Raw genomic sequence first — 12,003 nt, forward strand, 5'->3', positions numbered from 1 at the left:
TCTTAAAATCTTCCCTCTGCAATTTATTCCTTCGGCAGTCTTACAGGCAGCACAAGGTATGTGTAGCTTTCGCCGTTTAAGGGCATTATCTTCATAGGCAGCAAACTTCCGCCAAGCTGCAGCTTTACCTTTTCGTCGCTTACCGCCTTTAGCGGGTCGAGGAAAAAGCGGCATTTAAAGCCTATCTCCATAGATGTTCCGTTAATGTCGGCGCTTATCTCGTCGTGCACTTTGCCGAGCGAGCGCGTCGAGCATTTTATGGATATTTGACCGTTGTCGAACATACAGCGTACAGGGCTGGGGTTCTTTTCGTTTATCAGCAGCAGGCAGCGTTCGAGGGTGCGTATCAGCTTCACGCGGTCTACCACCACTTCGGTCGTCCAAGTGCTGGGTATAGCGCTCTTGTACGGGTGGAACTCGCCCTCCAGCAGGCGCGAATTTACAAGGTAGTTGCCTACCTGGAAAATAATGTGCTTTTTAGCAAGGAAGAGCGAGCATACCTCGTTCTCGTCGTCTGAGAGCAGCTTCGATACCTCGTCGAGGTTCTTAGCGGGCACTACGAATTTCAGCTCGCCCTCGTAGGAGATCGGCTCGGTGCGTACCGCTAGGCGGTAGCCGTCTATCGCCGCGACTGTAAGGGTGTTGTTTTCTATCTCAAAAAGTTCGCCTTTTAGGATCGGCTTTATGTCGAGCTGCGAAGCGGCGAATTTAGTCTGCTGTATCATGCTTTTTAGCACAGGCTGAGAGATCTTCACCTCGGTGGAAGAGTCTTTGCCTGGCAGTTCGGGGTAATCGTCGGCGGGGATAGCGTTGAGGTTGTAAGAAGTAACGCCGCATTCGAGGGTTATCATGTAGTCGTCTGATACCTCGAAGAGAAGTTCATCGTCGGGCATTTTGCGAACCATTTCGCAGATAATGCGGGAGTTTACGATAAAGTCAGCGCTGTCGGCGGAGCGTATCTCGAGGTTAGTGCGGATACCGATTTCGAGGTCGTAGCCGGTAAGTTCGAGGTTATTTTGGCGGATAGAGAATTTGATACCTTCGAGTGCGGAGAAAGCCGACCTGTCGGATACCGCCTTTGAAACGTTGTTAAGCGCTTCTGAGAGTTTAATTTTATCGCAAGTAAATCTAGTCATAGTAACTCCTTTCGGTAGAGTAAAAATCTATCAATGAAAATAATTAACAATAATTAGCAAAACATTAAAACGTAATGTATAACGAAACAAAGTAAAAGCCAAATCAAAGTGGCTAAAAATTAAAAAGCGCGGGATGCAACGACGCGTGGAAAGTCGGCGAAGCCGAATTTCCTGCCGTTGCCGAGGGGGTCGAGGGGGGCGAGAAGCCCCAATCGTCGCCGTCCGCAGACGGCGAAACCCCTACCCGAAGGGCGCTCCGCATAGGGTGAATTGGATAATAGTCCGGTGGACTATTATCCAAGAGGGGCATGCCCTGCAAGGGAGGGCTGCCCCTAGTGTGTCGCCCGCAGACAGCCCCCTTCAAGGGCGCACGCCCTTGAACGAACTAAGTAAAAGCCTCAAACCAACCACAACAGTATGTATGACCATGACATACATAAATACATATATATCCAAGTATTCCCACACCCTGAGCCGTTCAAACAAGCTTGCTTTACTGCATTTTCCAACGCGTTTGAAGTGCTTTCTCGGGGGGATAACTATGTATAAGTATAAATATCTGTATATATATATGGCATTGGATAGCCGTAGGGTATTCTTTGCGTTTGTTCGTGCCTGCAAGGGCTTGCGCCCTTGTTTGGTTTAATTGTTGTTCGCCGCAAAATCGCTTCGCTCTTTGCGGATTGTGCCGACATTAAGAGGATTGCGTTTAGAAAATGCGGGGCTGTTCGGGTTTTATGGTTTGATATATTCGCTTCTTTCGAGCGTTCTCCGTTTTTTGGCAGCCCCGCATTTTGGGGATTGCTTTTGTTTAAGAGGATATTTTGATGGGATAATTTCTGCTTTGTGATCTTCTCACTCCAGGGGGCTTCTCGCCCCCTTCGACCCCTCGGCAACGGCAGGAAATTCGGCTTCGCCGACTTTCCACGCGTCGTTGCATCCCGCGCTTCTTAATTTCACGCTTCACTTTGTTCAAAGCTTCACTTTTATTCCGCGTTCTAAATTTCAACAAACGCTTTTTTTAAACGCTCAAAAATCATAGCTTCTCACTATCTTATAACAAACATAACTAACTTTTATTTTAGCAGTAGTATTAGTGTCGGTTGAAAACTCCTAAAACTACTCCTATACCCCCTCAAACCTCAGCATTTTCTACGGTTTTGTTCTCCAAACTTCTCAACTGTCTTTCATTAGCCTTTCAACTGCTTTGTTGATTTTCTCAACCCATTTTCTGGTGTGTTAAAACTGTTGGCTTTTTGTGTGTTGATTGTTGATAAAACCCCGCCTTTTTTGTTGAATCACTCCCGCAGTTTGAAAACTCCTTGTTGATTCCGTTGACTTCCCCTTTTCCGACTTTTTTCGTAAAATTTCTTTTCACTTAGCTTTTTCAAGCATTATCTCGCTCTTGTCTTCTCAATTTTCATTAAAGTTAAATTGTTGAAAACTCTGTTGATAATGTTGAAAAAAAGCTAAAAATTTTTTACTGCCATTTTCAGACAGTCTTAAAAAATGTATTATACCTCTTTCAGATTTTTGATGATGTCGTCTACCGTTTCTTTTAAGTCACTGTTAGTTTTTAACAGCTTCGCTACATCTTGATAGTGTATCGTCATCGTGGAATGGTTCTTGTTCAGCTCGTTTCCTATCTGAATGTACGTCATTCCCTTTATCTCTTTCATGAGGTATATAGTGATCTTTCTTGCAAGCGATATGTTGGCCCTGCGGTTCTGCGAACGTATGTCGTCAGGCGTTACGTTAAAAGCCGTCGCTACTTCTGATATTATCCTGTCAGTAGTTATCTCCGTCGGGTGGTTCTCTATCATTACTTCTTTGATAACTCGCTGTACCATCGAGATAGAGGGCGACTCGCTCGTGTATATCGTCAGCGCCTTTATCTTGTTCATCGTGCCTTCCAGCTGACGTATGTTCGTCTTTATCTTTTCTGCGATGAGCCGCGCAAGGTTGTCCTTTATCTGTAAGTCTAAAAGCTCCGCCTTGCATTTGATTATCGCCATTCGCGTTTCAAAGTCGGGCGGCTGTATGTCTACCTGCATTCCCAGCAGAAAACGTGAACGTATGCGGTTCTCCAGCTTTGAGATCTTGCTCGGCGCTATGTCTGAGGTCAATACTATCTGCTTTCCCGCATTGTAAAGGTCGTTGAATGTGTGGAAAAATTCCTCCTGCACCGCGTCTTTGTTGATGATGAACTGTATATCGTCTATCAGCAGGTAGTCCGCGCTGCGGTATTTGTTGTGAAATTCGTTCGTCGAGCGTTCAGAAAGCGCCTGTACGAATTCGTTAGTGAAATTCTCGGTGGTGGTGTAGATGAGGTTCATCTCGGGGTGGTTCTGCTTTACCTGCGCTTCTATAGCTTTCATAAGGTGCGTCTTGCCGAGGCCTGAGTCGCCGTATATGAAAAGCGGGTTGAACATATTGTTGTTGTCCCCCTCGCCGCCGTCGGCTTTGTTCGCCACCGCCGTGCAGCAGGCGTATGCCAGCTCGTTCGATTTGCCCTTGATGAAGTTGTCGAAGGTCAGCTTTTCCTGTACTCCCGCTACGGTGGGCGTGTGGCCCGCAGGCTCTGCCGCCATAGCTGAGGTAAATTGCGGCTGCGCCGCGCTCTCGCTGTCCTTGCTCTTTACCAGCAGCCTTATCTCTACGGGGAAGCCCATCACGTTCTCAAACGCTTCTTTTAGGCTCGGCTCGTATATATCCAGCGTGGTCTTTTTCGTAAATTCGCTCTCCGTAAGCAGAAAAGCGGTGTTGTTCTCAAATTTGTATGGTTCAAGTACAGCCAGCCATCTTTTATACCCTACTTCGCTTACGTTCGGCAGCTGTCTTAAATATTTCAAAACGCTTTCAAAAACGTCGTTGAAAGACTCCATCAATAAATACCTTCCCTTCATAACTTTCGTGAATGGCAAATCATGCCATCTTCTTGAAGGCATACTTCACCGTAAAAATATCGTTTCCTTATTATTATAACATATATTAAACAAAATTTCAAGTGCGCCGCATTTATAATAATGTAGAAATTTCAATTGTTTTTTTAGTTGTTTTTTTACGCCATTTTTTTGCAAAACGCGTTTATGGCGCACGAACGCCCCTGTACGGCGCGTTTTCTCTCCGTGCAGGGGTATCCGTTGTGGGTCTTGCCGCCCTACTGCGGGCAGTACAGGTCATTGTAAAAGCTCAGTTCGGTAAATAAGCCTTTAGGCGAGCAGGTTATCTCTATCCTGTCCACCTCCGCCGCCGTCAGGCTCAGCCCCTCGGCGGTAAAGTTTGCCTTGTCCAGCAGTTCTTCCAGCTCGGCGCCCGCGTATTTCAGCCTGCCGTACTGCCTGCCGCGGTCGCCCGCGCCGATGTGGCAGCTCAGCCCCGCCTGCGGGTCGTATGCCCATTCGTTGTCGCGCGCGTAGTATTTGTGCTTTATTATGTGCCGATTTACGGCGAAGCTGTTGGTCTTGCTGATGTTCCATTCTCCCGCCGCGTCCTGCGTGTGCGCGTGCGAGATGAGCCCCGTCAGCTTTACGCCAGAAGAATAGCTTACTATCTTCTTTCCGCTGTAATCGCGCGTTTTTGGTGATAGAGCCGTGCAGTATACGCTGTTCGTGCCGCGTATGTAGGGGTATGTCGAGTACGCTTTTGCCGCGTAGATACAGGCGGCTTCCCACACCGTGCTCGTGTCTTTAATGTATACATAATTTACCTTTTTGGTGCTGCCCTGACAGCTCACCGCGTATGCCCCCGCCGCCTTGCCGATAACTGCCGAGAGGTCGGGCTGGCTGATTATCCCCGGCTCAGCCATGTTCTGCCCCAGCAGCATTGAGAAGCCCAGCGAGCGCAGGCGTATCCGCCACACCCCGTGCGAGTATTCGCAGACTACGCTGTCCGCCGTGCCGTGGTGTATTATCTTGCTGCCGATGTACAGCTTCACCGCTGTGACCTCCGCGGGCACGCACCTGCCTATGAATATCCCGCTGAGCAGTGTGTACGGCGTGTACCGCTCTTTTACAAAGCTGAAGCCCGCCGTTCGGCTGAAATACAGGCTCGCCGCACCGCTCGCTCGGCATAGTTCGCACTTTATCTCCGGTATTTCGTATGTCGCCATTTAGTCCGTCACCTCCGTTAGGGTAAATTCGCACTCGCAGTAGTCCCGCTTCTCCGCGCCCGTTATCCTGCCCGCAAGCATCGCGTAGCCGCCGTAGCTTACTTTGTTTATTGAAAAGCTCAGGCTGTCCGCCGCCGCCATGGTGCGAAGCAAGTTTTCGTAGTCGAATATCTCGCCTACCTCTATGCGGCAGTGCAGGGTTATCGTCTCGGGGCTGCCGCAGGCGCGTACCCTTATACACCCGCCGTCAGCCAGCGCGGTGCTCTCTATCTTGTTGGCAAAGCTCATTTTCACTCCGTCGAAATAGTAGCTCTTGCCGCCGTATTCAAAGAAATATACAGTACCCGATGCGCTCATTTCAAGTCCTCCTTTTTAATAGCCAGCGTGTATTCCGCCTCTATCACCTGCTCCAGCCTGCCTAGCGCGGCGTTTCGCTTAGGCGCTCCGCAGGTCAGCGATATTACCGCCATCGGCGATGAGAAATACAGCTCGCCCGCCGCCTTGTGCGCCATGCTCTGCAATACCGCCGCGTCGTCGAAATTCTTTTTCCCGCCCAGCAGGCGTATGTGTACCTTTACCGCCGCCGAGCATTTTGAGTTCGCATTCGCCGCCTGCCTGTATTCGCCGAGGGTCAGCCTTTCGGTGCGCCATAGCGCGGTGTACGCCCCCGCTCTCAGCGGTTTCGCGGAGGAATATTCCTCATACACCTCAAAGCCCGCTTTGTTAAGCTTGTCGCTCAGCATCGTATTTACAGCCGTTATCATGCGCTCACACCCCCATGAATGAGAATGTGTCGTCCATGACAAGTCCCAGCGCGATCAGCTTTTCTGCCGCCGCCCTGCGCAGACCGTATGCGCACTGCAAAAGCTATTCGCCGCCGCGCACCACGGCTACCTCTCCGTTTTCCGTCATTACAGCCTTGCGCGAGAGCACAAGCTCAAACGCGCGGTCGTAAGCCGCTACTGCCGCCGCCGCGTAAACGCACACCGCCTTTTGCTCCTCTGTAAGCTCGCTCGGCGAGATCATAAGCTGCGAAACAACGTATATCTCGGCGTTTTCGAGCAGCGCAGCGTACTGCTGAGCCTCAAATTCCTCGTCGCTTACAGCCGTCAGCCGCTGAAAATCTCTCTTTACCTTTTCATACTCCAGATATTTCATATTTTCATACATCTCCTATCGTTTAATTATATAAAAAAGGCGGCGCGGCGGATATGCCCGCTTACTGCGCCGCCCGTTCTTATATTGGCTTAATTATTCGTTTCAGACTGCTTTGCGTATGTTAGTTCAGATAATTATTTTATCACGACTGTTCCAGACTCTTTACCGCGTCCGCGGTCAGTACTGAGAAGCCGCACATTACCGAAGCCGCTATCTCGTCGCACTGGGTAGAGATAAGCTTGTCGGTGTCTATGATGACGTCGGTGCCGAATATCGCTTCTATTCCGCAGCTCGAGTCCATGCCGATGGCTGTGCCCGCCTTTAGCCACGGGCACTTTACAAGCGTGATGCCGTATGGCGTTACCGCCTTGCCGCTCGACATAAAGTCGCTTACGCAAAGCTTCATCTCGTCCAGCGCGAGAATGCTCGCCATCATAGCGGGGTTGCAGAGCATAACGTCCATATCGCAGCTGCTCATGGAAGCCCAAAAAGCCGCAAGCTGCGCATAGGTCACAGTGCCCGTGTACTTGGTCTTTGTTGAAGCGGTGTAGATAACGTCCGTCATCTTCTTATTCACCGCGCGGGAAAGCTGCGCGCCGAGCGAGCGCAGTATAACGCCGAATGCTTCGAGCCTCTGCTTGCGCACCGCTTCGTAAGAGCAGTCGAGCCTGCGGGCGAATTTCGTCAGCGCCGAGGCGGTGTCAGCAAGCTTTACCGTGGTAGCAGGCATGGCGGCGAGCTGCGCTACGCCCGTGTCGCTGCCCGCAGATGTAACGCTCAGCGCGCGGAAGTCTACCGAGTCGGTGTAGGTCACCGCGGCGGCGTACTGCACCAGCGATACGCTGTCCATGCCGCTCTTTATCTGGCGGCGCACATATTCGGGGAAAAGCACCGCCGATTCGGTAGAGGTAAAGAATTTCTCTACCCTGTCGCAGCCCTCGCCCGCTATCTTTATGTCAAAGCGCTTGAGCTGTCTTTCAAAAGCGTCGAGCTGTTCCATATCAGTGCCCTTGTACTCCGCGTCGGGGTCTAGCGCCGCAAGCGCCTGAGTGAAGTTCTTGCCGGTTATCGAATAAAGTCCTCTGTCAAGTTTGATGTTCTTATACATATTCAAAATACTCTCCTTTTTTAATATCATTCAAAATTATGTTAATGCTTTCCGTTCAAATTCATCTCTTCATTCTGAAAGATGTGTTTCTTATAGCCGAGCCTATGCGCTGCAAGCCGCCGCTCTCCTCGGCTTCGTTATTTTCGCTGTTGTAAAAAACGCTCTTCGGTCTTTCGCTCTGTTCTTTCATCACGTCCTTTCTTATGCGCTTTTTGAATTCTAAAAGCTGGGCGTAGCTCATCTCGCTGCACACCGCCTTTATAGTTTCCGCCCCGAATGAGGGCACGCAAAATCTGCCCAGACGTATTATCTCGCTGATAGCGTCGGCGCGCGCTTTGTCTTCCACGCTTTTCAGCTCGGCAACGCGGTTTTCCAGCACGCCGTTCTCGCGTTTCAGCTCGGCGCACTTCGCGGCTATCATGCCTATCTCCTCGCTGCTGAGGTCGTACTTTCTGTCCGCGAATGCGCCCGATTTCGTAACGCCCGCGTTCGGCTGGGCAGGTATAGCCACGAACGACCATTCGTAGGCGTCGCTCGGCTCTTCAAGTATCTTCTCGCAGAGCTTTCCGCTGTAATATTCGCCCTTTATGTGCGTGCAGGGCTGTCTGCGCTCGTCCGCGCCGCATATCGAGCATATCTTTCTGCCTACCGAGCAGCATACCGAAACTTCTTTCTTTATCCCGCCGTCTATCTCGGCTATCAGGTCGGCGTTTTTCTCAGTGCGCATCATGTATGCCATAGCCTTTACGCAGCGGTAAGGCTCGCCGGATCTGGTAGAGCGGCTCTCGTCCGCCGCAAGCTCGGCGCGGAATATCCTTGCCGTCTGGTTCGCGCCCTTAGGGTCGTGGTCGAAAATGCCAGTCTTGCCTACGAAAAGCTCGGCAAGCTTCGCCAGCGCCGATACCGAAAATCTCTCGCAGTCGCGGTCTGTTTCGTTATCGCAGAGCGTTACGGGGAATACATACACCTCCTCCGCTTTCAGCTCGCGCCGCGCAAGCTGATTTATCAGCGCCATATCCTCCGCGCTGACGCCGCTGTCTGCGTTCGCATTTTCGATACTGCCGACAGCCGCCGTCTTGTTCACTACATCGCTGTTTGTCATGTCTTTTACCTCCTCCTCATACTTTTCCGCTGTTCATCTTCATCTTGCTTTGGTTCTCAAGCTCTATCTGCTGCGCTTGAGCGTTGTAGAGCCTTGCCCGCGCGAGCGATTCCTCGTCCTGCAAGTTCACGTTTTCCCACTCCACCCATATATCAGATGAAATGCCGTTCATATCGGCGTAAAAACGCGCTATCTTCAGTATCGCCTGCTCCAGCAGTCTGCGGTAGTAGTCTATCTCGCTTGTGAGTATGTCAGCCTGCTGGCTGCTCATGCGCTCGGTGGTAGACCAGTTCAGCCCTAGCAGAAATGGCGGTATCGAAAGTTTCGCTATAAGCTGTTCGAGCAGTTGGCGTACAGGTATCTCGGTGTTCAGCTCCGCGCCGTCTGCGCCGATAACTTTTATCTCCACGTCGCCCACGGCTATGAAGTCCTTTACCTGTCCCGCTTTTGAGGCCGCCATGCCGTCCGCCCACTCGCGGGCGATGTCCATAGCGCGCTCTTTGGCGTAAGCCGCCTCGCCCTCGCCCGAGGGCTTGTAGGTCACGGCGTAGCGCACGTTTCCCGCGCGCTCGAAATTTTGCCCTACTGTTTCAAATATCCTCAGCAGTACCCCGCTCAGCGCAGGCAGTCCGCGCAGCAGCGATACTCCCTCGGGGTGCTGCGCGCTTGGGTTCTGCACCGTGTAAAGCACGCGCTCGGGGTGCATACAGCGCAGCTTTTCGCCAGTGTACGCGCTGTAAAACTCCGCACGGCTCATGTCCTTAGCGGCGCGAACGCGGAAAAGCGTGCAGTCGGCGCAGTACAGCCCCGATATCTCGTGCGTTATCCCGCTCACCAGTATCTCGCCCATAGCCCTGCCGTATGTCAGCAGAGAGTCAAGATACATCTCGCAAAATCTCTCTAGCGAACGTCCGCTCGCGGGTACTGGCAGTTCGGCGAAAAATTCCGCCATCTGCTTTTCGGCGCGCTCGTCGGCGCAGCGCAGCTTAAAGCCGCCCGTCAGCCTTACTACTTTTGTAATAGCCGCGTCGATTATCGGCACCTGTGCCCTAAGCATATCGTAAAGCCCCTCTTCGAGCTGCGCGGGCCGGCAGGCGAGCGGCATATTATCGGTATCGAACCCCGCCGTGCGCGAAGCCGAAGCCTTTACCGCCCCCGAAAGCACGGGCTTTGCTGTCTTTTTCTTGCTGTCAAAAATCAAATCTTCACTTCCCTTGTTTTTCTTTTCATGTAGTTAATGTTTATCTTTGAAGTGAGAGCACGAAGAACGGGTCTTCGCTGCGGCTCACCTCTGCGGCGAAGTAGCGTACATCGTCCATTGCGTGGTCGTTTTCTTTTACAGGTCTGTCCGCCGCGGCGGAGTCGTCCCAGCGGTAGAGGGCAAATTCGCGTATGCAGTCGGCGCAGGCGGGCGAGATCTTTATAGTTCCGCAGCTGAGCATATCGGCGACCCGCCTTATGCCGCTTATAACGTCGTTGTCCGCCTTTGCTATCTTGAACCTGCCGTGCGCGCGCACCGCAGCGATGAACGAAGCCGCCGAGGGGTCGCATATCACCTTTTCGGGCTGTATGTCCCCGCATAGCCGCTCCAGCCCCGCGTAATGCTCTTCGTCGGTGCGCTGAAAGCCCTCGCGCCGCGAATCGTAGTAGTATTCGCGAAGTCTGTACCATACCCCGCCGCTAAGCCCCCATAGCCCGAAGCTCGAGGGGTTCACCGTGCCGTAATCGCAGCTTACGATGTACTTTTCAAACTTCGTCGGCAGCTTATTTGCAACGTGGTCTTTTTCGCTGAACATCGGGTAGACCAAGCCGTCGGCGTTTACCCATCTGCCGAGTATGAAGCGCTCGTAAAAAGCCCCGCTGTAAAGCCTGCGGTAGCGCTCTTTCATCTGCGGCGAGAGCGAGGGGTTGTCGTCGAGCGTGAAGTGTACATACATCAGCCGCTTTTCCGTAGCTTTGTCCACCCACTCCCGCTTGAACCAGTGGTATGCGCTCTCAGGGTTGCAGTTGAACCATAGCTTCGAGCCGCTGACCGAGCACCTAGCCGCCGCCTGCTCAACAAAACTGCGCGGCATCAAGGCGGCTTCGTCAAAAAGTACCCCCGCCAGCGTCATGCCCTGTATCAGCGCCGCCGAGCTTTCGTCCCGCCCGCCGAATATGTAAAATCTGTTGCTCACGCCGCCGAGCGATATATCAAGGTAGTTTTTCGATAAACATTCTTCCACCGCAAAACCCGCTTTTTTCGACATCTCGGTAAGCGTGCCGATGATGTTCCGCCGCACCGAGGCTATCGTCTTTCCGCATATCGCAAAGCTGCACCCGCTGAAATTAGTCTGCGCCCACATCACGAACGAGAGCGACATACACATGGTCTTGCCCGAGCGTACCGCTCCGTCGCAGATTATCCCGTCAAGCTCTTTTCCCGGCGGGCTGGTCCACCAGCGGAATATCGTGAGCTGTTTCGGCGAAAAGCTCATTTTCAAAGCTCCTCACCCTTTCCATTTCCACTAACGTTTCCGTATATCGCGCTGATGAGGTTTTCCGCGCCCGCCGCGCCGCTCTCTTCGCGCTCGCAGTCTATCAGCTTTTCCAGCGCCTTTTGCCTGTCGAAAAATTTCATCTCCACCTTTCCGCCTCGGTCGCGCTTTATCTCCGCGACTGCGAAAAGGTCGGCGCGCTCTATCATCGCAGGCGTTATGTCGTCCGCAAAAGCCAGCCGCACAGCGTCGTTCACCCTGCCGAAAGCTATTCGCCGCAGACCTTCGGCGGCAGGGCACTGCGCTTTCTGCGCCACCGCCGCCGCTATGCGCTTTTTCACAGTCTTTGAGCAAAGCAGCCGCGCACCCTCCGCAGCCGCCTGCTCGCTGGGTGTGCCCGCGTTGACCGCCGCTTCGTAAGCGTTGCCGAACACTGCGAAATTTTCAGCAAACTCCGCCGCGTCGGCTCTGTTTTTCACACCTATCTTCAAAATATCCCTCCGTTTCTTAAATACTTTTCCATACTGTTCCACTTATGCCTATGCCATGATAAAAAATCTGACCATTCGATGCAGACGGCGACTGATTTTTCCACGCCGTCTGAAAAACACCCTCCATATATAGGCTCATATCGCGCTTTTGTTGCACGTTTTTATGCAACAATTAACTAAATATGTCTAAATTAAAAAATAAACTGTATCTCTGCTCAAACCCGCGTGCAACAAAATGTGCACAATAACGAAAAAAAGCGCATGACTTTCAAAAAAGAAAATCATGCGCTTAATTGACAAATATCGTCAAGTGTGCTAAAATAAATTCAAGGCGTACTGCAAAAACGGTAGGCGGTTCAAATCTATCCTCCAGAGATGGAGGTGAGCTGTATGAACGTAGCAACGGTAATAACATTACTT

General features: G+C 51.8%; 11 protein-coding genes. All 11 read right to left on the bottom strand.

All coding sequences use genetic code 11. The annotated features are described in order from the left end of the window. Positions 1 to 23: 23 nt before the first annotated feature. Positions 24 to 1,136, bottom strand: a complete 1,113-nt coding sequence (gene dnaN, locus LI114_RS10475) for a DNA polymerase III subunit beta (protein ID WP_227220627.1) — start codon at positions 1,134 to 1,136, stop codon at positions 24 to 26. A 1,514-nt stretch (positions 1,137 to 2,650) separates the two neighbouring features. Beyond that, complete coding sequence (dnaA, locus tag LI114_RS10480; protein WP_227220628.1) at positions 2,651 to 4,021, bottom strand: chromosomal replication initiator protein DnaA; 1,371 nt, start codon at positions 4,019 to 4,021, stop codon at positions 2,651 to 2,653. Between the two features lie 275 nt (positions 4,022 to 4,296). Then, positions 4,297 to 5,247: a hypothetical protein gene (locus LI114_RS10485; RefSeq protein ID WP_227220629.1), complete on the bottom strand. Its 951-nt coding sequence runs from the start codon at positions 5,245 to 5,247 to the stop codon at positions 4,297 to 4,299. Then, positions 5,248 to 5,604: a hypothetical protein gene (locus tag LI114_RS10490; protein ID WP_227220630.1), complete on the bottom strand. Its 357-nt coding sequence runs from the start codon at positions 5,602 to 5,604 to the stop codon at positions 5,248 to 5,250. It abuts the gene before it with no gap. Continuing rightward, complete coding sequence (locus LI114_RS10495; protein ID WP_227220631.1) at positions 5,601 to 6,011, bottom strand: hypothetical protein; 411 nt, start codon at positions 6,009 to 6,011, stop codon at positions 5,601 to 5,603. Before LI114_RS10495 ends, LI114_RS10490 begins: the two co-directional genes overlap by 4 nt. A 103-nt stretch (positions 6,012 to 6,114) precedes the next feature. After that, positions 6,115 to 6,405: a hypothetical protein gene (locus tag LI114_RS10500; protein WP_227220632.1), complete on the bottom strand. Its 291-nt coding sequence runs from the start codon at positions 6,403 to 6,405 to the stop codon at positions 6,115 to 6,117. A gap of 142 nt (positions 6,406 to 6,547) precedes the next feature. Continuing rightward, positions 6,548 to 7,513 (bottom strand): hypothetical protein, encoded by a 966-nt coding sequence (locus tag LI114_RS10505; RefSeq protein WP_227220633.1) that lies wholly within the window; start codon positions 7,511 to 7,513, stop codon positions 6,548 to 6,550. 61 nt (positions 7,514 to 7,574) lie between these two features. After that, positions 7,575 to 8,615: a hypothetical protein gene (locus tag LI114_RS10510; protein ID WP_227220634.1), complete on the bottom strand. Its 1,041-nt coding sequence runs from the start codon at positions 8,613 to 8,615 to the stop codon at positions 7,575 to 7,577. 16 nt (positions 8,616 to 8,631) lie between these two features. Beyond that, positions 8,632 to 9,816, bottom strand: coding sequence for a serine/threonine protein phosphatase (locus LI114_RS10515; protein WP_227220635.1), 1,185 nt, complete (start codon positions 9,814 to 9,816; stop codon positions 8,632 to 8,634). A 40-nt stretch (positions 9,817 to 9,856) separates the two neighbouring features. Next, complete coding sequence (locus LI114_RS10520) at positions 9,857 to 11,092, bottom strand: PBSX family phage terminase large subunit (RefSeq protein WP_227220637.1); 1,236 nt, start codon at positions 11,090 to 11,092, stop codon at positions 9,857 to 9,859. A gap of 2 nt (positions 11,093 to 11,094) precedes the next feature. Continuing rightward, on the bottom strand, positions 11,095 to 11,583 hold the full coding sequence (locus LI114_RS10525) for a terminase small subunit (RefSeq protein WP_227220636.1): 489 nt from the start codon (positions 11,581 to 11,583) through the stop codon (positions 11,095 to 11,097). Positions 11,584 to 12,003 lie beyond the last annotated feature (420 nt).

Origin of the sequence: Ruminococcus sp. 210702-SL.1.03, assembly GCF_020559915.1 — a bacterium.
Taxonomy (GTDB): domain Bacteria; phylum Bacillota; class Clostridia; order Oscillospirales; family Ruminococcaceae; genus YE71.